20 protein-coding genes and 1 rRNA gene are annotated in these 20,687 nt (G+C 44.9%); 16 read left to right on the forward strand and 5 right to left on the reverse strand.

The features are described from left to right. Positions 1-113 (forward strand): 5S ribosomal RNA (gene rrf / locus VF412_RS12470); the annotation flags it as partial. A 473-nt stretch (positions 114-586) separates the two neighbouring features. Continuing rightward, positions 587-1,036: a multidrug efflux SMR transporter gene (locus tag VF412_RS12475; protein ID WP_331339581.1), complete on the forward strand. Its 450-nt coding sequence runs from the start codon at positions 587-589 to the stop codon at positions 1,034-1,036. 210 nt (positions 1,037-1,246) lie between these two features. Here the strand turns inward: VF412_RS12475 and VF412_RS12480 are convergent, their stop codons facing one another. Next, the gene (locus VF412_RS12480; RefSeq protein WP_331339582.1) at positions 1,247-1,864 is read right to left on the reverse strand and encodes an NAD(P)H-dependent oxidoreductase; all 618 of its coding nucleotides are present in this window, start codon (positions 1,862-1,864) and stop codon (positions 1,247-1,249) included. Positions 1,865-2,108: 244 nt separating this feature from the next. Between VF412_RS12480 and kdpA the strand changes: the two genes are divergently transcribed. The 5 genes from kdpA to VF412_RS12505 are packed head-to-tail and all read left to right on the forward strand — an operon-like array spanning position 2,109 to position 9,787. Beyond that, positions 2,109-3,776 carry a potassium-transporting ATPase subunit KdpA gene (gene kdpA / locus VF412_RS12485; protein WP_331339583.1) on the forward strand — a complete coding sequence of 556 codons (1,668 nt, stop codon included), beginning with the start codon at positions 2,109-2,111 and terminating at the stop codon, positions 3,774-3,776. Between the two features lie 7 nt (positions 3,777-3,783). Then, positions 3,784-5,862 (forward strand): potassium-transporting ATPase subunit KdpB, encoded by a 2,079-nt coding sequence (gene kdpB, locus VF412_RS12490; protein WP_331339584.1) that lies wholly within the window; start codon positions 3,784-3,786, stop codon positions 5,860-5,862. Beyond that, a complete protein-coding gene (gene kdpC, locus VF412_RS12495; RefSeq protein ID WP_331339585.1) occupies positions 5,859-6,410 on the forward strand; it encodes a potassium-transporting ATPase subunit KdpC in 552 nt (183 codons plus the stop codon). Before kdpB ends, kdpC begins: the two co-directional genes overlap by 4 nt. Next, complete coding sequence (locus tag VF412_RS12500; RefSeq protein ID WP_331339586.1) at positions 6,407-9,091, forward strand: sensor histidine kinase KdpD; 2,685 nt, start codon at positions 6,407-6,409, stop codon at positions 9,089-9,091. The genes kdpC and VF412_RS12500 overlap by 4 nt, the downstream gene beginning before the upstream one ends. Before the next feature lie 3 nt (positions 9,092-9,094). After that, a complete protein-coding gene (locus VF412_RS12505; RefSeq protein ID WP_331339587.1) occupies positions 9,095-9,787 on the forward strand; it encodes a response regulator in 693 nt (230 codons plus the stop codon). On the opposite strand, the gene VF412_RS12510 is transcribed toward VF412_RS12505, so the two are convergent. Continuing rightward, positions 9,784-10,425 (reverse strand): chalcone isomerase family protein, encoded by a 642-nt coding sequence (locus VF412_RS12510; RefSeq protein ID WP_331339588.1) that lies wholly within the window; start codon positions 10,423-10,425, stop codon positions 9,784-9,786. The genes VF412_RS12505 and VF412_RS12510 overlap by 4 nt on opposite strands. A 111-nt stretch (positions 10,426-10,536) precedes the next feature. On the opposite strand from VF412_RS12510, the gene VF412_RS12515 reads away from it, so the two are divergent. From VF412_RS12515 to VF412_RS12550, 8 genes are all read left to right on the forward strand, one after another. Further along, complete coding sequence (locus VF412_RS12515; RefSeq protein ID WP_331339589.1) at positions 10,537-11,910, forward strand: HD domain-containing phosphohydrolase; 1,374 nt, start codon at positions 10,537-10,539, stop codon at positions 11,908-11,910. Between the two features lie 141 nt (positions 11,911-12,051). Beyond that, positions 12,052-12,537, forward strand: coding sequence for an organic solvent tolerance protein (locus tag VF412_RS12520; protein ID WP_331339599.1), 486 nt, complete (start codon positions 12,052-12,054; stop codon positions 12,535-12,537). An 18-nt stretch (positions 12,538-12,555) separates the two neighbouring features. Further along, on the forward strand, positions 12,556-12,933 hold the full coding sequence (locus VF412_RS12525; RefSeq protein ID WP_331339590.1) for a RidA family protein: 378 nt from the start codon (positions 12,556-12,558) through the stop codon (positions 12,931-12,933). Beyond that, the gene (locus tag VF412_RS12530; protein ID WP_331339591.1) at positions 12,902-13,495 is read left to right on the forward strand and encodes a YdcF family protein; all 594 of its coding nucleotides are present in this window, start codon (positions 12,902-12,904) and stop codon (positions 13,493-13,495) included. The genes VF412_RS12525 and VF412_RS12530 overlap by 32 nt, the downstream gene beginning before the upstream one ends. Before the next feature lie 71 nt (positions 13,496-13,566). Further along, positions 13,567-14,391 carry an ABC transporter permease gene (locus VF412_RS12535; RefSeq protein WP_331339592.1) on the forward strand — a complete coding sequence of 275 codons (825 nt, stop codon included), beginning with the start codon at positions 13,567-13,569 and terminating at the stop codon, positions 14,389-14,391. Next, positions 14,391-15,101 (forward strand): cell division ATP-binding protein FtsE, encoded by a 711-nt coding sequence (locus VF412_RS12540; protein ID WP_331339593.1) that lies wholly within the window; start codon positions 14,391-14,393, stop codon positions 15,099-15,101. Before VF412_RS12535 ends, VF412_RS12540 begins: the two co-directional genes overlap by 1 nt. Further along, positions 15,098-16,057, forward strand: coding sequence for an MlaD family protein (locus tag VF412_RS12545; protein WP_331339594.1), 960 nt, complete (start codon positions 15,098-15,100; stop codon positions 16,055-16,057). Before VF412_RS12540 ends, VF412_RS12545 begins: the two co-directional genes overlap by 4 nt. Positions 16,058-16,176: 119 nt before the next feature. Beyond that, positions 16,177-17,358, forward strand: a complete 1,182-nt coding sequence (locus VF412_RS12550) for an FtsX-like permease family protein (RefSeq protein ID WP_331339595.1) — start codon at positions 16,177-16,179, stop codon at positions 17,356-17,358. Between the two features lie 71 nt (positions 17,359-17,429). Here the strand turns inward: VF412_RS12550 and VF412_RS12555 are convergent, their stop codons facing one another. Further along, positions 17,430-18,251: a 2,3,4,5-tetrahydropyridine-2,6-dicarboxylate N-succinyltransferase gene (locus tag VF412_RS12555; RefSeq protein WP_331339596.1), complete on the reverse strand. Its 822-nt coding sequence runs from the start codon at positions 18,249-18,251 to the stop codon at positions 17,430-17,432. 42 nt (positions 18,252-18,293) lie between these two features. Further along, positions 18,294-18,944: a M14 family zinc carboxypeptidase gene (locus tag VF412_RS12560; protein WP_331339597.1), complete on the reverse strand. Its 651-nt coding sequence runs from the start codon at positions 18,942-18,944 to the stop codon at positions 18,294-18,296. A gap of 79 nt (positions 18,945-19,023) precedes the next feature. On the opposite strand from VF412_RS12560, the gene lysA reads away from it, so the two are divergent. After that, positions 19,024-20,199 carry a diaminopimelate decarboxylase gene (gene lysA, locus VF412_RS12565; RefSeq protein ID WP_331339598.1) on the forward strand — a complete coding sequence of 392 codons (1,176 nt, stop codon included), beginning with the start codon at positions 19,024-19,026 and terminating at the stop codon, positions 20,197-20,199. 30 nt (positions 20,200-20,229) lie between these two features. On the opposite strand, the gene VF412_RS12570 is transcribed toward lysA, so the two are convergent. Next, the coding region (locus VF412_RS12570) for a glutamate racemase (protein ID WP_414640841.1) at positions 20,230-20,687 on the reverse strand (458 nt) is incomplete at its 5' end.

Here is a 20,687-nt window from a genome sequence, read left to right on the forward strand (position 1 = left end):
GTGTTTATAGCAGAGGGGCCACACCTGATCCCATTCCGAACTCAGAAGTTAAGTCCTCTTGCGGCGATGGTATTGCATGGGCGACCATGTGGGAGAGTAGCACGACGCCAGCTCTTTTTTTACTCGAACCCGATTAGGTAATTCTAATCGGGTTTTTATTATCTATATACTAATCTTTATATTGTTTATATCTCCTGAAAGTTTGAACTGGCTTTTGAGTTGCTGAAACGTACGGAGCGAGATCCTGTTGATAAAGGCCTTTTTAAGTCTCAGAACTCAATCAAATTGAGGCGAATTTTTAAACAAAAAAAAGATTGTTTTGTGTCTTAAATGAATAAAATTGGGCTTTGTGTCTCATGCTTAAGTTGTTGTTAATATTAAATAAATAAAAACTGGACGCCTTTGATCTCCTTTTCTTGGGTCTCTATGGTATTCTAGTACTATCAAAACACGGGAGTTTTCATTCCTGTTCGCTTTTTAAGTCTTTTTGACGACTAGGTTTCAAAAAAGATCTCTCGGGGGCTCACCCGGGACACGGGATAAAAATAAGAATGTGGCAGAAAGGCAGAGATGCGTAGGGTGTCTTATGATGGCATACGTATATTTAGCGGCGGCAATTATATTCGAAATCGTCGGTACCGTTAGCATGAAATATGCGGCGGGATTTACAAAGGTGGTTCCATCGGTTGTGATATTTGTTTCTTATGGAATCTGCTTTGTATGTCTCACTGTGGCTTTGAAAACTCTTCCCGTCAGTGCGGTCTACGCAATATGGGCCGGTGTGGGAACTGCAATCATGGCAGTTGTTGGATTGATCATGTTTGGAGAGCCTTTACCTCTTCAGAAAATTCTAGCGACCAGTCTGATTATACTTGGTGTTGTGATGTTGAACTATAGCGGTAAACATCAACAGCAACCGAAGGAAGAAATTGCAGATGCGAATGTTGTGAAGGAGTTACGTGCTCCGGCTGCGACAGCTGAGACATCTCAGCCGTCACAGGTGCCCCTGGCAGCAACAAATCGAAACTCAGGCTAAGTTAGAAACAATGAGTGAGAGAATTGTGCTTTCACGGCAGTGCTGTCTCGAAGAAAATCAGAGTTCTGAATAGGCAGCATTGGTGATTTAATAAATTATCTTCAATAAAAAAGCGCGGATATTTTCCGCGCTTTTTTTATTTGATCTATGGACGAGGGTGCAAATCTGATGTGACCTTTTATCGATTCTTTTGAGAAGACGATTGTATATTTAATGAGGCGAGTGGAATTGGTTTTTTTGCTCGTCGAAAAATTCTGCCAATCGGTCGAATGGGGTTTCTTTTCTTGAGGCGTAGTGAATGAATTGATGAAGGATGGTGCGCAGACGTTCCTTGTCTTGAGGGTCCTTCAATTGATCTTTTTCGTCGAAGGCTTTATGGGCGAAGGCGAGGCCGAAATAGTCTGGATAGACGAAAGCACGAAGACGCACGAGTGGTGCTTGGCTATGAGTGAAGTTTCTGACGCCGGCGAAATAGCTCTGAGAAGCTCCTAAGAGGCAGACTTGTTTTCCTTCCAGTGGGACAGGGTGAAGTCTTGAGACCCAATCAATTGCATTTTTAAATGGACCGGGAATGCCACCATTGTATTCAGGTGTAGAGATAACAATGGCGTCAGCTTCAGTAATTTTTTTTGCTAGATCCAACACTCCCTGAGGGATTCCTTGCTGGTCTTCGAGGTCTCCGTCATAGACTGGCATTGGAAATTCGTTGAACTCGTGAACCGAGGCTTGGATATCGGGCAAGTCATTCAGAATGTCTCTAGCGATGCGGATGAGTTTTTTGTTGTATGAGCCACTTCTTAAAACTGGAGCAAACATAAAGACTTTCATAGAGCCACCCCGTGCAATTTTCTTTATCGTCCCAACTTCTTAACGTCTCATAAAGAATCACACGACTTGAGTGTGGAATTACATGTCGTCAAAACGGGATGGGCATTTAAGAATAAATCAGGTGGAGCTAAACAGATCTCACTTTTCATATGCTTTTTATCTTTTCTTTATGTCGTTGTTGGGCCTTTTTACTCGAAGTTGAGGTTCATAGGCGTAGCGTGGGATCTATAAAAAGGAATGTTTTATGGCACTCGCATCCGTGGATCTGCTTCAGATAATTGCAGTATTGGGTTTTGTCACAGTGATGACTCCGATTTTAGGGGTCTATATGTTCAAGGTTTTTAACGGTCAGCTAACTTGGCTTTCGCGAATCTTCTGGCCTCTAGAAAAGATCACTTATCTTCTGTCTGGTATTGATGAAAAAGAGGAAATGGATTGGAAACAATATGCAAAGGCGCTGCTGATTTTTAACTTTGTGGGTTTTGCCTTCCTGATGCTGTTGCAGATGTTTCAAGCGCAACTTCCATTGAATCCTGAAAAGCTTGGGAATCTTTCGTGGCATCTCGCGTTCAATACTGCGGTTAGCTTTGTCACCAATACCAACTGGCAAGCTTACTCTGGCGAAAGTACGATGAGTTATTTGACTCAGATGCTAGGTCTTGGTGTTCAAAATTTCGTAAGTGCGGCGACAGGTTTTGCAGTGTTGCTTGCAATAGCTCGTGGATTTTCTCGTAAGCAGACAAGTCAGCTGGGAAATTTTTGGGTTGATCTAACTCGCAGTACGATTCATGTGCTTTTGCCTTTTTCGATTGTGTTAGCGGTCGTTCTTGTGGGGCAAGGGGTTGTTCAGAACTTTCATGGTTATGATCGTGCGAAAACTGTTGAAGGTGCTGAACAAGTGATTCCACAGGGGCCAGTAGCTTCGCAAGTTGCAATTAAGCAGCTTGGCTCGAACGGTGGTGGTTTTTTTGGTGCAAACAGTGCACATCCCTTCGAAAATCCAACTCCTCTGGCGAACTTCTTAGAGACCGTGAGTCTTATCTTGTTGGCATCGGGTTGTACCTATTTATATGGCTTGATGGTGGGATCTCGTCGTCAAGGCCTTGTTTTATTCGGAACAATGATGGCTTTGATGGTTGTGATGCTTGCTCTTTCGATGTGGTCAGAACTTCGTTACGGTACAATGGAAGGTAAAGAGACTCGTTTCGGTATGGCGAATACGGTTGTTTGGTCGGTCCTGACGACATCCGCTTCGAATGGATCTGTGAACGGGATGTTATCGAGTATGTCTCCGCTGGCCGGTGGTATTGCAATGCTGAATATCATGTTAGGCGAAGTCGTATTTGGTGGTGTCGGAGCAGGAATGTACGGGATTCTTCTGTATGTGATTTTAGCCGTATTTCTTTGTGGATTGATGGTCGGAAGAACGCCGGAATACTTAGGCAAAAAAGTTGAAGCTAAAGAAATTACTTGGACAATTATAGGTGTCCTTGCTCCGTGTGTGACAATACTAATGGGCAGTGCGATTTCTGTGGTTGCACCTGCAGGCCTTGCGGGACTTGGACATCAAGGACCTCATGGTTTGAGTGAAATTCTTTATGCATTTTCATCAGGAGCAGGTAACAACGGAAGTGCATTCGGTAGCCTGAATGCAAACACTGTTTATTACAACGTGATGATCGGAATTTCGATGCTGATTGGTCGCTTCTTGATCATCATCCCTGTCTTGGCTGTGGCCGGCAGCTTTGCACAGAAGAAAATTGCACCGCCGTCTGTGGGGACTTTTCAAACGGATTCTATTTTATTTGCGGGTCTTTTAGCGGCGGTGATTTTGATTGTCGGTGCATTGACGTTTTTCCCAGCGCTGTCGCTGGGGCCCATTCTTGAACATCTTTTGTTGATTGCGAAATAGGTGAGTTATGAGCTCTTCATTCTTTGATAAAAAACTTTTAAATGAAGCCATTCGTTCTAGCTTTGTAAAATTAAATCCCCGCGTGCAATGGGGAAATCCAGTGATGTTTGTGACATGGGTTGGCGCTCTGGTTGTCTCAATCATAACTATGAGTTTGATTGCAAGTTCAAAGCGCTATGGATTTGAGTTGCAGATTGCCCTCTGGCTTTGGTTTACGGTTCTTTTTGCAAACTTCTCGGAGGCTTTGGCCGAAGGCCGCGGTAAAGCTCAGGCGGAGAGCTTAAGAAAAACGCGTTCGCACAGCGTGGCTCGTCGTCTTCGCAATGGCAGTGAAGAAAGTGTCGGGGCTCAAGAACTTCGTAAAGGAGACATTGTTATTTGCGAATCCGGCGATGTGATTCCAGGAGATGGCGAAGTGATCGAAGGGATCGCCACGGTGGATGAATCTGCTATTACAGGTGAGTCGGCCCCGGTGATTCGGGAAAGCGGTGGCGATCGAAGTGCGGTGACGGGTGGTACTCGTGTTATTTCCGACAAGATTTTAGTGCGTATTACGGCAGATCCTGGTCAGAGTTTTTTGGATCGAATGATCTCTTTGGTGGAGGGCGCTAAACGTCAGAAGACGCCGAATGAAATTGCCTTAGGCATCTTATTGATTGCTTTGACTGTCGTGTTTGTATTTGCCGTGGCGACGTTGAAATATTTTGCAGAATTTTCTGCAAGTGCAGCTCATCAAGACTTATCAGACATCGTTACTATTCCTGTATTGATTGCTTTGCTGGTCTGTTTGATTCCAACGACAATTGGCGGGCTTTTAAGTGCTATCGGCATCAGTGGCATGGACCGTCTTGTTCGTAAGAACGTGATTGCAAAAAGTGGTCGTGCCGTTGAGGCTGCAGGTGATATTGACGTTTTGATGTTGGATAAAACCGGAACGATTACTTTGGGGAATCGCATGGCCAGCAACTTTTATCCAGCTCCGGATGTCAGTGAGCAGCAGTTGGCTGAGGCTTCGCAATTAGCTTCACTGAGCGATGAAACTCCTGAGGGGCGTTCTATTGTGATCTTGGCGAAACAGAAGTTTTCTCTGCGTGCGGAAAGATTGGAACCGCATTTGGCAGAGTTTGTTCCGTTTACAGCACAAACGCGTATGAGCGGTGTGAATTTGAAAACAGATTTAGGAGTTCGATCTCTACGTAAAGGTGCTGGTGATGCCATTGAAAAATACGTAACCGTTCTAGGTGGAATTTATCCAAAAGCGGTCAAAGACGCGGTGGAGTCTGTGGCTCGTCAAGGTGGAACTCCTTTGGTTGTTTGTGAAGGGAGTCGTGTATTGGGAGTGATTTATCTTAAAGACATTGTCAAGGGCGGGATCAAAGAGCGCTTTGCAGAACTTCGTAAGATGGGTATTCGCACGGTTATGGTCACGGGAGATAATCCGTTAACAGCAGCAGCTATTGCTGCAGAGGCGGGTGTCGATGACTATATGGCTCAGGCGACACCTGAGGCAAAGCTTGCACGCATTCGTGAAGAACAAGGTCGTGGACATCTTGTGGCGATGACTGGAGATGGAACCAACGATGCTCCAGCACTGGCACAAGCAGATGTTGGGGTCGCGATGAATACAGGAACTCAAGCGGCTCGCGAGGCGGGTAATATGGTGGATTTGGATTCAAATCCAACGAAATTAATCGAGATCGTAGAAACGGGAAAGCAGTTGTTGATGACTCGTGGAGCGTTGACAACATTCAGTGTCTCTAATGACGTCGCGAAGTATTTTGCAATTTTGCCTGCGATGTTTGCCACTTTGTATGCAACGGCAGGACATCAGGGGCCTTTGGCAAGATTGAATGTGATGGGGCTTCATTCTGCTCAAAGTGCGGTGCTTAGTGCCGTGATCTTCAACGCAATCATTATCATCGTGCTAATTCCATTGGCATTGCGTGGGGTTGAGTATCGACCTATGGGCGCAAATGCGATCTTAAAAAGAAATATTTTGAACTATGGGGTTGGTGGTTTGATTGTTCCGTTTATTGGAATCAAAGTCATCGACATCTTGATTGTAGCGATTGGAGTTGTGTCATGAGAAATACCATCATCGCGATTCGCTTGTTCTTATTTTTAACTTTACTTACGGGTGTGGTTTATCCCCTAATTGTTACTGGTATCGGTGATGTGGCTTTTAAAAAAGAGTCCGAGGGGTCTTTAATTTATAAAGACGGGAAGTTGATTGGTTCTGAACTGTTATCTCAGAAGTTCCAGGGAAAGAAGTATTTCTGGCCGCGTCCTTCTGCTGTGGACTTTAATGGCATCTCGTCCGGTGCGAGCAATCTTTCAGTTGGGAATGAGACTTTGGAAAAAGCCGTTGCAGAGCGCAAGGCACAAGGGGCTACGCGAGATCTTCTTTATGCCAGTGGTAGTGGCTTAGATCCTCATATCTCCCCTGCGGCGGCGGCGGATCAAGTGGATCGCATTAGCAAAGAAAGAAATTTGAATTCAAATCAAAGAGATCTAGTTCTTAAACTTATTCAGGACTATACTGAAGGTCGTCAATGGGGCTTTTTGGGAGAGCCTCGTGTGAACGTATTAAAACTCAATGTGGGATTAGATAAGGCTTTTGAGAAAACTCTATGAGTGAAGAAGATTACCGACCCGATCCGGATCGTTTATTAGAAGGCATTCAAAAACAGGAAGAGGCTCATTCTCGTGGGCAGCTTCGTGTTTTTTTTGGAATGTGCCCCGGTGTCGGTAAGACCTTTGCGATGTTGAAAGCGGCTCAGGAACAACTTCGTCAAGGGGTTGATCTTGTCGTTGGGGTCGTTGAGACCCATGGACGCCGTGAAACAGAAGAACTTCTATTAGGGATGGAGATCATTCCTCGCAAACAGTCCAAATATCGGGATGCCGTTATTCAAGAAATGGATATCGATGCTATTTTGCAGCGAAAGCCATCTTTGGTTTTGGTCGATGAACTGGCGCATACCAATGCCCCCGGATCTCGACATCCAAAGCGCTATCAAGATGTGATCGAGCTTTTAGATGCAGGCATTAATGTCTATACGACTATCAATGTTCAGCACATCGAAAGCCGTGGTGACCTAGTTCAGCAAATCACTGGTGTTCGCGTTTTAGAGCGGGTGCCTGACTCTGTTATCGATCGCGCTCAGCAAATTGAACTGATTGATATCACCGCGCAGAATTTGATCAAGCGTTTGAAAGAAGGAAAAGTTTATCAAGGGGACCGTGCCGCTCGTGCGGAAGAGAATTTTTTTAAAGAGACTCACTTGTTGGCTCTTCGTGAGCTGTCTTTGCGCTATACGGCCGAGAGAGTTGATCAAGATTTACAAGACAGCATGGTGGTGCAGCGTGTGCAGGGGCCTTGGAATACTCAAGAGCGTTTGCTTGTGGCGCTCAGTCACAGTCCTTATTCTGCGCGTCTGATCCGTGCGACTCGCCGTATGGCTTATAACTTGGAAGCTCCATGGATTGCTTTGTATGTTGATACAGGCGTTCATTTAGATGCTGATGACCAAGCCATGTTGACGAAAAATCTGGCCTTAGCACGTGAACTAGGGGCGGAAGTTGTTTCGGTAAAAGACATCAGTATTGCTGATGCTCTGAATCGCGTTTCTCATGAGCGCAACGTCACACAAATTATCATGGGGCGTCCGGAGCGCAACTGGTGGAGTTGGTTGTGGAATCGCGGTTCGCTTTTAGATCAGCTTGTGCAAAAAAGCAGCGCCGTAGACGTGCACGTAATTCGTCAAGAGCAGGGGGAGCAGAAGAAGACGACTCCTTGGAGGTTGCCCGGAATTTATGCGCCGGGCTTGTCCTATTGGTACACGTTCTGGTTTATCGCGGGAATTGCGATCATCAGCGAGTTGGTGGTGAATTACATCGGATACCGTGCCGTTGGATTTATCTTCTTGATGAGTATTTTGACCATGGGATTTGTCACGACAACGGGACCTATCTTACTAGCGGCTACTTTGAGCGCGTTGATTTGGAACTTCATGTTCATTCCACCAGTGTTTACGTTTTCAATCTCTGCGCCTGAAGACGTGATGATGTGTTTGGCTTACTTTGTTGTTGCCTTAATGGGTGGATTTTTAACTTCAAAAATTCGCAGCCGTGATTTGGATCTTGTGAAGCGAGATGAGTACAATCGCTCACTTTATGAACTTGTCAAAGAGATGGCGGCATCCTTAACTGTGACAGAGGCTTGCTTCTGTGCCGAGCAAAATCTTGAGACTTTGCTGAATGGAAAAGTGAAGATCTTGCTTTTGGATTTTGAAGGTAAGCTTCAGCGCAAAACATATAACGCCACCAAAATTGATGAGAAGGATTTGGCACTGGCTTTATGGTCTTTTGAAAACAAAAGAAAAGCAGGATGGCGTACTGATACCTTAGCTGAATCTCGTTGCATCAGTTTGCCTTTGAAGGCGAAAGATGGTCTAGCGGGGATTTTGTTATTTTATCCTCGTAAAAATATTGCCCTGAGTTTGGACCAAGAGAACTTGTTGGATACAGTGGCGGTTCAACTGGCGACGGCCGTTGAGCGTTTGGGACTTCAAGAGAAGCTTTCAAGCATTAAAATTTTTGAGGCTTCTGAAAAACTTCATCAAGCTCTTTTGAACTCTGTATCCCATGAATTGCGCACTCCTTTGACTGCTATCATTGGATCGGCATCAGCGTTGTCGGACGCGCAGGTAAATCGTGACGAGAATGTTCGCAATCAACTGGTCGGAGCTTTGATTGAATCGAGTCACCGCTTAGATCAGGTTGTTGAGAACTTACTTGATATGTCCCGGCTGAATTCGGGTGTGCTGACTCCGAAAAAAGAGTGGGTTGATCTTGTCGATATGTTAGAGCTTGTCGCGCGCAAGGTTCAACCGGCGGTCAGTTCCCACGTCCTTAAAATTTTTCCTCGCGTAGAGGAATGTCTTGTACTTGTGGACGAGCGCTTGATCGAGCACGTTATCAGTAATTTGATCGTCAATGCGGCAAGGTATACTCCGGCGGGTTCTGCAATCACAGTGATTTTAGAGCGCCAAGATGTTCGCGTGATACTTCGCGTGTTGGATGAGGGGCCGGGGATTCCGGCCGGCAATTTCGACAAGATTTTTGAGGCTTTTTACCGAGTTCCAGGCAGTCCAGCTGGAGGCGTTGGGTTAGGCCTTGCGATTGTGAAGGCCTTCGTGGAAGCTCATAAGGGACGAGTGGCTGCAAGAAATCGCAGCGACAAATCCGGAGCTGAGTTTATTGTGGAGCTTCCTTATGAGCAACCTCCGCAGCAGTTGTTAGAAGGACGTTAGGTTATGAAAGACAATGTTCGCCGTGTTTTGATTATTGATGATGAGATCTCGATTCGTAAACTTTTGCGAGTGAGTCTTGAGGCGAACTCTTATCACGTAGACGAGGCTGTCAGCGGGCAAGAAGGTCTGCAAATGGCGGCAAGTCAGCGTCCTGAGATTATTCTTTTAGATTTAGGCCTGCCTGACAAATCGGGACTTGAAGTTTTACGTGAACTTCGTGAGTGGACTCAGGTACCGGTGATTGTTTTGACGGTTCTTGATTCCGATAACGATAAGATCTTGGCTCTAGATGGTGGGGCTGATGATTATGTCACCAAACCTTTCAGTGTTCCTGAACTCTTGGTTCGCATGCGTGTGGCTTTAAGACACTCGCAGGGGGTTGCTGAAAAAAAGGATCTTAAAAGTGGTCCTTTAACTGTGGATTTGCCCGGTCATACTGTTTTGGTTGACGGCGAGATGGTGAAATTGACGGCCACTGAATTTAATATCCTGAAGGTTTTAATTAAACATAAAGGTAAAGTGGTTACCCACAGAATGATTTTAAATGAGGTGTGGGGGCCGAACTCTGTGGAGCATACGCATTACCTGCGTGTGTATGTGGGGGCTCTTCGTAAGAAGTTGAAAACCCGGGAAGATATTCCCGAGGTGATTGTAACAGAAGCCGGCGTAGGCTACCGGCTTCTTGATTTGGACTAGTTCGCTAAAATTGATTTTTTCAGTTGAGCGACACCACTGTCTGCAGACTTGCCAAGCCAGATCGAGAAGATTTGCTCTACGAAACCTGCTTTGCCGGTAATTGTCGAGACATTGCCCGAAGTGTTTTCATAAAGTACCTCTTCAGAACCATCTTTAAGTTTTGCACCTAAAATAGTTAAAGCTTTTCCTTCTTTCGCTTCGCCTCCCTGGTTTACGCTATCCAAGAATTGCTTCACAGAAGCGTCATCAAGATTCACGCTATTTGCTTTCAAAGCCTCCTTAAAGGATTTTTGAACATTATCTGCATCGACGCTACGAACGAAATGAAGCTGAATGGCCACGACCTTTTGATCTTTCAAGGAAGCTAATGCGTCCACATCTGTTTTCTTAAATTTCTCTGGGGAGGAAGCAAAAAGCTCAGCTACATAAACTTTAATGTTCACGAAGACCACTTTTTTCGCGCGAAGACCTGATCCAATTTGGGACAACTTGATGCTTTCAGACTCGATGTTTGAAGAGGCTGATGACGAAAGGTTGACCCCATCAAGCTTGCCCTTGCTGCCCTCAGTGGAGAGAAGAGCTCCATAGGCTGTGGTCGTCATTGTTAAAGATAGAATAAAGGTCGCGAGGTGTTTCATAAAGATCCTTTCCTTCAAGCTTAAAGGATTTGGTTGGAGGACCGAAATGTCAATGAGGAAAAGAAAGGTTGGCACTCTCTCGAGGCCACAGTAAACTTTTATTAGTACCGCATGAGTGAAAAGCGTCCGACCCCTTTATTTCGTCAGAAACTTGAAGTGTTGCTGCTTACACGGCGGAGCGACGTTTTATCCCGTGCGAAGAATCTGATTTCCCAATATTACCTGACATTCAAACATATCGAAGATCTTGCGGTGTACGATGGGTCCGACAGGGAGCTGTCATTAGCGCAGCTTATTGTCGTTGCTCAAGAGGATAAAGAAAGTCTGCACGATTTTTCCATTCGAATTGAGGGACTTCTTGAGCGCTTTAAGAAATCCTTCTTTGTCACGATTTTGCATGAGTCGTCTTTGAAGGAAAACATTGAAGGCACGCAAAGAGATCGCGTTATTCCTCTATCGCCACCGGAGTTTTTTAACACTTTGAAATTTGAATACATCTGTTTGCAAAAAGCTCGCTCGCAGTTTTTTGAAATGGCTTCTTCAGATTTGTTTCCCATGACTCAGCTGCCATTCACAGTATCTGTGAAATTGGAGCGCAATCAAAAGTTTTTGAATGTCGTCTATAAGGGCTGGACTTTGTCGGAAGCAAAGCATCAACGTCTGCAAAACGTAAAAACCTTGTACTTCCAAGGTTTTGAGGGCGGTCAGTATTATGAATACATTAATACGTATTTTGATGCCTCGGGGGCCGCACTGAAAAAAAAGGCGAGGGCTTTGTTCTTAAGTATCGCAAGTCTTTGGCTTGAGATGAATGATTATTTGCTCTTTGATTTTAAATCTGGCGGTACGACGAAAATTCAGGAAAATTACACAAAACTTGTGGGACAGGTTGAGCAGCTTGTTGAGCTGATAAACACGGAAGAAAATCTTTGGGATGTTTTCCGTGAAGCTGCGGATAATGATTTATTCGCGACATTTCGTGCTCCGTGGGTTGCGACCTATGCGGCGATTATTTGCAAAAAAAGCGGTCAAGGAGATCCTATTGTCGCTTTTATGTCGGGCCTTTTTTCTGATGTGGGGCTTTTTGATTTGCAAGAAGCCGTTGTACAGAAATTCATTCATGACGGAGAGAAAGACTTAAACGAAGCGGAGACTCGAGAAATCGCTAAACATCCCATTTTGTCTTTGAATCGTTGCCTGATTAAGAAAGTTCCTATCAATGAAGCTGTAAAAACAGTTTTAGTTTGTGTGCATGAGCGCTCTGATCAAAAAGGTTATCCGAACCAAGTGCCACAAGATAAACTGCCTTTCGAAGGGCATGCCTTGCGTTTTGCCGAAATGATCGATTTAGGTGTGCGCACGACCATGGCGGAAACCGGTGTTGGCTTTCGTTTTTTGAAAGAAAAGCTCTGGGAAAAGGAGCAATCTCAACCTGGCAATTTCAGTCTTGAGTTTTTGAACGCCATTGCGGAAAGTTTGATTTAGAGCGTCTGCTTGAATTAGTGGCCGGGTATTCCCCGCCAAAATCCTACGAACAGTCTTTGACACTCATTGTAAGAGTAAAATCCTTTTGCCCGTGGGCAGACCTTTGCATTTAATAAAGCCTTGGAAAAAGGAGTTTTCGTGATGCTTAAGAAGGCAGCAGTGTTGTCCGTTCTCGTTTTGACTTTGGCGAATATCGCTCAAGCAAAAGATCTTACAAATCGTTTGGGCGTGGGTGTTAAAAGTCACGAAACTTTGGATCTACCAGAGTTGGCTGTGGTGTACAATCCAACAAATGAAATTCAAGTCACCGGTGGTTTGGGTATTGATACTCAAAAAGATCAAAGTAAATTTGCTGCTAATGCAGGAGTTCGTCGTATCGTTTTCAAAGAAGACAATATGAACTTTTATATGGGCGGTACTGTCGGTCTTGTGAACTATGAAACGGCAGGCAGTAAGCAATCTGGCTTTGAATTGGATGCTGTTTTCGGTGGCGAGTTCTTTTTGCCGGGTCTTGATTCTTTAAGTTTCACATTCGAAGGTGGGGCGGGCGTTATTTCAGCTGATGAAGTTCGTTTCAGAACTATCGCAGACAGTCCACTTCGCGCGGGTATTATTTTTTACTTCTAAAAGAAGGGTGATGTTCATATGAAAAAAGTTATTCACACAGACAATGCGCCAAAAGCTGTAGGTCCTTATTCTCAAGCCATTCAAATGGGTGATTTTTTGTTCTGCTCTGGTCAAATCTCTATTGATCCAAAGACAAACGAAGTTTTCACCGGCGATATTAAAACTCAAACTGAAATGGTTATGAAAAATGTTGAAGCTGTTTTGACAGCGGCAAACATGAATTTTTCAAACATCATTAAAACAACAATCTTCATCACAAACATGGCGGATTTTGCTACTGTGAATGAAATATACGCGAAGTCTTTTAAGGAAGCTCCTCCAGCACGTTCCACGGTGGCTGTTGCAGCATTGCCTAAAGGCGTGAATGTGGAGATCGAAGTCGTTGCTCATCGTTAAGAAGCTTCTTCGTTCTAAGATGTTTTGGTTTTTCTTGGTATTAGGTGGCGTGATTCTTTATCGCTTCGTCAACGAATACAAGAGAGTCCAAAGCGAACCCATGATCTCTTGGACAAAATCACAAAGTGCAGATTGCGCGGTGGTTTTGACCGGAGGCGCGGGGAGAGTGCGCGAAGGTTTTGATCTGCTTGCAAATCAAAACGTTAAAAAGCTTATTATCTCGGGCGTATATACAAACGCACGCCTTCGAGAAATCATGCCCGTATGGTCTTTCTACGGGAATTTAAATGAAAATGACGTGGTATTAGATCGCCGATCTGAAACCACGTTTGGAAACGCACAGCAAAGTCTTCCTATCGTGGAGGCGTTGAAGTGCCGAGACATTTTGCTTGTGACCTCTCGACATCACATGTATCGCTCGTATCGAACGTTCCGAGCGTCTTATCCTGAGAACATATATATCCAAAAGCATCCCGTTGTGGCTCTTCATTACGAGGCCTCTGTCCTGGAGACGGGTTTTGAAGCGCTGAAATCTTTATTCTACTCTCTGTGGGCTTATTAAATCCAGACCAAGGTATTAAGAACAAAAGTCAGTAAAAGTCCGATACACCTCCTAGGAAAAAGGGAAGGTTCATGGACTCGTTACTGTCGCAAATCGATTCCTTAGGGAGATTTGTTACGAAGAACGTGGAGTACACATTACGTGTCCTCTTGATGGTCTATCTTTCTGTTCGTGCAACTGTTCTTGATCAAGCGCAAGGCTTCAGACAAATTGTTGGAGTCATCTCGGCACAGATCTATTTCACCGGTTGGCAGGCACTGCCATTGGTAACGGTTCTGGCATTGGGAACTGGGGGCGTTTTAATTCTTCAATCTCTTTCCAATCTGACTTTGTTAGGTGGAACGCAAATGATCGGGAACTTTTTGCTGGTGATGGTTTTGCGTGAGGCAGGCCCGTTGCTTGTGGCCTTAGTGGTGATCGCAAGATCTGGAACTGCTGTGGCTTCTGAACTAGGAAACATGCGGGCCAATCGCGAGATCGAAGCGCTGGAAAGCATGGGAATTAATCCGCTGAGCTTTATCGTTTTCCCCCGTGTGATCGGTGGTGTGATCAGCGTTTTGTGTTTGGCATTTTATTTTAACTTCATGGCATTGATTGGCGGTTTTGTGATCACTCGTTTGATCCAAGATATGTCATTCGCGTTTTATTCCGATTCCTTGATGCGTGCCTTTGCCAAGGAAGACGTATTGATTTTCCTTCTTAAGAATGGTTTCAGCGGAATGATTATTTTTGTCGTGTGCTGTTATCAGGGGCTTTCGGTTAAAAAGAGTCCCCATGAGGTTCCGCAGGTTACAACTCAAGCGGTTGTGAACAGCATTATTTTCGTCGTGATGTTTAATTTAATTGTAACGGCTTTGTTTTATATCAATCAACTTCGTAGTCTAGGGGTGGTCTAATGAAAATCGAAAGTCTAAAGTTTGAAGGAGTTTCCTTCTCACACGATGCTCAAGATCCGGTTGTACAAAATGTGGATTTTGATTTTCCAATGAATGAAATCCTCTGGGTGAAAGCAGAAGAGGGTGCCGGCAAGAGCACTTTGCTGCAAATCTTAGGCGGTTTGCAAATTCCTCAATCAGGCAAATTTTTGATTAACGGCGAAAACGTTGTCGATATGTCATTCGAAGAATTTTTGCCATATCGTCTGCAAATTGGTTACTCATTTGATTACGGTGGGTTGATCAACAACCGTACGTTGCGTGATAATCTAATGTTGCCTCTTCTTTATCATAAGACAGTGCCAGCAAAAGAAGCGAAGGCTCGTGTTGAAGAATTGATTAATCTTTTCGATCTTTCAAAATTCGCAGAAGAACGCCCTGCTCATGTGCCGGGACGGGTGCGAAAACTGGCCTGCCTGATGAGATCTGTAGTCATGAGACCGCAGATGTTATTGCTAGATGATCCAAGCGTAGGTTTGGGACAAGATAGCGTTTACACATTCGTAGATCATCTTCATCAATTGCGCAAAGACGGATTTTTGAATCACGTTTTTATTTCTTCTTACGATGAAAAGTTCATGAGCCTTATGAGTTATCAAATCATCCATCTTGATGAAGGCCAGTTGTACTTCCAAGCTGTGGACCCCGAGAAAAGAGTCGTTCATCTATGAGGAAAGTAAAGTTCAATAAATTTGAACGAGTTGCGGGACTTTTCGTGATGTTTGCCATTCTTGGAGTGGCAATCACGGCGATCAGTGTTGCAATTAAACAGGGTTGGTTTGAAACCAAGGTCTATTATTCGACGGTGTTTGAAAATGCCGACGGCGTTCATCCGGGAACATTGGTTCAAATGGCCGGCTTGCGCGCCGGAGCTGTGGACGATGTTGAGCTTCAAGCGAATAACAAAATTCGCGTGAACTTTTATGTCTTGGGAAAATTTCAGAACCGTATTCATCAAGATAGTGAAATTCAGCTTTTGCGACCGTTTATTATTGGTGAGCGCGTTCTTGACGTGGGCGTGGGGAGCGAAAGCAGTCCCGTGCTTGCAGCGAATAGCTATGTGAAATCCATCGAGACGATTGATTTTATGACAGTAATGAGCGGTAAGAACCTCAGCAGCTATTTATCAAAGCTTGGCGGCATTCTTGAGAACATGCAAATTCTTGTAGAGGCCTTTGCTGACAAACGCCGTGCCGAAAGCATGGTTCGTATCTTCGACAGAATGGATCCGTTAATTAAGAATCTCAATACGATGTCTGTGGAAGTGATTAAGCTTTCAAAACAGGCCACTCATAATGATGGTGTTGAGAAGCTTGTAGGAAATTTGGCGACGACAACAAGCGAAATCAATCGCATCTTGCCGGAACTCAATCAGGAAAATCCAAATCTAGCTAAGGACCTTGCCGTAATGACGCAAAACTTGGCAGTGATGACAAAGGCTTTGGGGCCGGCAGTTCAAGCTGTGGAGCCAGAACTTCCGGGAGCAAGTGTACGTCTTGTAGAGGCCTTGAACGAAACCGTTGTGGTTTTGAAGGCGATGCAAAAAAGCTTCTTTATGAAGAGCAATGTGCGTGAAGTTCATGAAGAGGAAGAAGCGCGCCGCGTCCCTGCGAATAGCAATAAATAACTTCTTGAAACCCCGCTTTCAGAGACTATGATGAAGAGATGCTAGTTGGGCATCTCTTTCGTCATTTTATATTCTCCAAACGAGCTGGTGCGCTGGTTAAACGCATTGCTTGGCTTAGTATGGGCGCCATCGCGATCAGTGTGACAGCCTTCTTGGTTGTTCTGTTTGTTATGAATGGAATGAATGCCAGCATTAAAAAACGTATCGTAGGGCTTGAGCCCCATCTGTATGTGACAATCCCTGGATTAAATACGCCTCAGGAGTTGGAAAATCATCCGGCCTTTCAGCGTTTGAAAGAGGACGATGGGAATAAGGCCTATGTCTTTGAAACTCAAGACATCATCATTCGTAGTCAGGATGGTCAATTCCGAGGTGGAATTGCTCGCGGTGTGACTCGCGCAAGTCTTGAGCACTTTATTGAACAACTTCGAAAACTCGACAGCGACAAGCCGTCTTCAGTCAACTCTGCGGAGGCCCCTACTTACTTCTGGGATCCGCAAGATGTTCCTGATGAAGGAGAGGTTGTGATCGGTGTAGATCTGGCACAATCTTTAGGTGTGTTCGAAGGAGATTTTATCACTGTGGTTTCGCCGTCAGGGTTGTTGTTGCCTCCGGGGGAGACACCTAAGTTTGAGAGAGTGCGAATTAAAAAGATTGTCACTACGAGTTTGGCGGATGTGGATTCTCAATACGTCTTCTACCAAAGAGGTAAAGCTTTGACAGCCTTAAATAATGAAGGTCTTAAGAAGATCGGCATTGAGGCATGGCTGGCAGATGAATCTAAAATTGGAGAGATGAAGGAAAGCCTTTTGAAGTTCCCAGATGTTCAAGTGGAAACATGGGAAGATCGGAATGGGGCTTTGCTTTACGCTTTGAAGTTAGAAAAACTCACGATTGGTTTCTTCTTGGGGCTTGCGGGTATGATTGCGGCAAGTTCTATTCTGACAGTGTTGGCACTGTTGCTTTCTCAGAAGCGTCGCGATATCGCAATTTTGCGTACGATTGGTTATTCAAGTCGCCAGACGGTGAGAACATTCACGCAAATGGGCTGCATGATTTCCGGCATTGGTGTTCTTGCGGGAACAATCATCGGCACTTCTGTGGGACTTTATATCGAGCACAATCCGATTAATTTTTTACCTCAGCAAATCTATTACGATGCCTCTGTACCGGCGTTAGTTGATTGGAAATTGGTCTTTGGAGTTTTGATCGTAAGTTCAGTTATTGCTTGGTTAGGATCGTACATCCCGGCAAGAACTGCGTCGGAAGTACAGCCGTCAGAAGCTCTTCGAATTAAATAAATTTTAAAGTTTGTGGCAAATAAAAAGCGCAGGATAAACTGCGCTTTTTATTTTGAACTGTGGTAACGAAACTAAACGCTGACTTGGTAATCGCGAAGAGCATCAGTCAAAGATGTCTTCAAGTCTGTACTTGGTTTGCGTTTGCCGATAATCAATGCGCAAGGAACACCGAATTCACCTGCGGGGAACTTTTTCATTTGAGTTCCAGGGATCACAACAGAGTTCGCGGGAACGCGGCCGCGGTATTCGATGGCTTTATGTTCGCTCACGTCGATGATCTTGGTACTTGCTGTGATAGTAACGCCTGCTCCAAGCACGGCGCCTTCTTCAACCACAACGCCTTCAACAACGATGCAACGGCTGCCGATGAATGCATTGTCTTCAACGATCACAGGGCTTGCTTGCACAGGCTCAAGAACGCCGCCGATCCCCACACCACCAGACAAGTGAACGTTTTTACCGATCTGTGCGCAAGATCCCACTGTAGCCCACGTGTCAACCATTGTGCCGGCACCTACGTAAGCGCCGATGTTGACGTACGAGGGCATCAAAATCGCACCTTTCTCGATGAAGGCACCTTTGCGAGCGATAGCGTTTGGTACAACGCGAACGCCATCTTCTTCACTCCATTTTTTCACAGGGATTTTATCGAAGTAATTGAAATCGCCGGCTTGCATGACTTCCATTTTTTGAATACGGAAATAGAGCAAGATAGCCTTTTTGATCCACTCGTTTGTTTTCCAACCCTCAGAAGTTTTTTCGCAAACACGAAGCTTCCCTGAATCCAGACCTTCAATCGTTTCGAAAACGTATTTCAAATCTGTTGTCGTCATCTCGTCGATGCGTTTGCCATTTTGGATGTCGGTATAAAGTTGGTTTACATCGTTTTGCATAATGATCCTTACGCGCTCTGACTGCGGCAGAGTACTGGTTGATTAAGAATTATAAACTTTTAAAGCTTCAAGAATTGCTGGCACATGAATACGGATGATGTCTTCCGCAGCCTGACCTCTTTCGATTTCGTATGTCAAAGTTGGGCAGTCTCTTTCAAGGCCCGTATAAGTACCGAGACATCCTGGCGTTGGGTAACCAATATCATCGTCAATTTTATAGCCAGTATGTTGCGCCAACACTTTTGCAAAAGCATAGCAGTCGCCATTGACATTCAAAACCGGATGCCATGAGTGAAGTGAAAGCACTAATTTTGGTTTTTTTGTAGCGACATACTCCATCAATCCTTTGTTTTCAGGCTCGCTGCCTGCGGCCGGGCCTGGATTGTAGCGTGGAGTTTTAATTTCCGGCGACCAATCTTTCGTTGGCAAATTGCGATTCAAATCAATGCCATTACCATTGCCACGGGTTTTATAAATCACGCCCTCTAGATTGAATTGTGGAACAATGGTGAGATTGAATTTGTAGTCGAAAGACCTCATAAAGTATTTCAAAAGCTCTTGAGCTGCAATAACGCCCTCAATTTCATCGCCGTGAACACCGCCGAGGATCAGGATTTCCGGTCCTCCATTTTGAAATTCATAAGCGATAACGGGAAGGCCCTTCGATGTGTAAGTAAAGATCGAAGTTTTCATGAATGTCCTTTCTTGCACTATTGCCACCGCAAAGGTAGGCTGCTTCACGGGAATAGCGTAAGCAGTTTACGGGGATTTTATGGAATACATCAATAATGAATTGCACTTGGGGCCCAAGAAAAAAGGCTTAAAAAGTCTCACCGCAAATTACATGCGTCCTATCTACGTCTATGACTTAGATTTCATTCGTGCGCGCTATGCAGCGATGGCTCAGGCATTGAAAAACGTGCGTATTTTCTATGCAATGAAGGCGAATTCCAACCCCGAGGTTATGCGTTGCTTGAAGGAAGCCGGCGCTGGGGCCGATGTTGTCTCTTTAGGGGAAATCAAGCGGGCTCTGGAAAGCGGCTTTGGTCCTCAAGATTTGGTGTATAGTGGTGTTGGCAAAACGCGCCATGAAATCACTGAGGCGCTTAAGCTTGAAATCTATCAAATCAACGTGGAAAGTTTGCCGGAATTAGAACGTGTGGGTGAGATCGCACGTGGTTTAGGAAAAAAGGCAGCCATTGCTCTTCGTCTGAATCCCGATATTGATATCAATACCCATCCCTATATAGCAACAGGCCTTCGCGATAATAAATTCGGGATGGAGCTTTCTTTGGTTCCAGCCTTAGAGGCGTGCTTAAAGAAATATTCTGACTCGTTGGAGCTTGTGGGATTAAGTCTGCATTTGGGCTCTATGATGATTGAGCTGGAAGGTTTTAAAGAAGCCTTGCAACGTCTAAGAAAAGTTTATCTTGAAATGCAAAACGAGTTTCCAACTTTACGTCGTTTTGATTTTGGCGGTGGCCTTGGAATTTTCTATGACCGTGTTGATTTGGTCAAAGAACAAGAGCTTCTCCGTGAATATGCGAAAGTCGCTCTAGATGGCTTGCAAGATTTGAATTGTGAACTGCAAACAGAGCCGGGGCGGTGGTTGGTAGCCCATGCCGGTGCTCTGATCACACAAGTTCAATACATCAAAGAAACAACTCAAAAGAAATTCGTCATCGTCGATGCGGGAATGAACCATTTGATTCGCCCATCTTTGTACGAGGCGAAGCACTTGATTTACTCACTCGAAAAGAAAAGCGGCGACATGGTCGCAGATGTTGTCGGTCCAATTTGTGAGTCGTCGGATTTCTTTGCAAAAGACAGCTTAGTGGCTCAGGTGAAAGAGGGTGACTTCTTGGTGATCTCAGATTCAGGTGCTTATGGATACTCCATGGCCAGCACATACAATCTGCAAGAGCTGCCTCTTGAGGTTTGCATTTAACAATCAGCATCGCAAAAAGGCACGGCGTACCTAGATGAGGTCGACGACGCGGAAGTTGTCTGCTTTTAGGGGTTTTAGAATTCTGTGGGCTAGTTCGGTGAAGTGAGCGGAGGCATCTGTCGTTGTCACTTCCACGGTGCGTGTCGATGGATCTGTTCTGCGTCCTAATCGGCCTGTAGCGAAATCTCGGCCGAGCCAATCAGCGATAGCCTCACCGGAATCTACCAATTGAATGGAGGAGCCTGTGACACGGGCAATTGAATTTTTTAAAATCGGATAGTGAGTGCATCCCAAAATCAAAGTGTCGATTTGGTTTTGCAAGAGAATGCTGAGATAACGAAACACAATCAGATTCGTGACAGGATCAGAGTCCCAACCTTCCTCGGCCAGCGGCACGAATAAAGGACAGGCTTGATCAAATACTTGGGCTTTTGGGTTTAAGCTGTGAATTTGTTTTGTATAGGCCTGGCTGTTCACAGTGGCGCGAG

It is taken from the genome of Bdellovibrio sp. (genome assembly GCF_036384735.1).
Classification (GTDB): domain Bacteria; phylum Bdellovibrionota; class Bdellovibrionia; order Bdellovibrionales; family Bdellovibrionaceae; genus Bdellovibrio.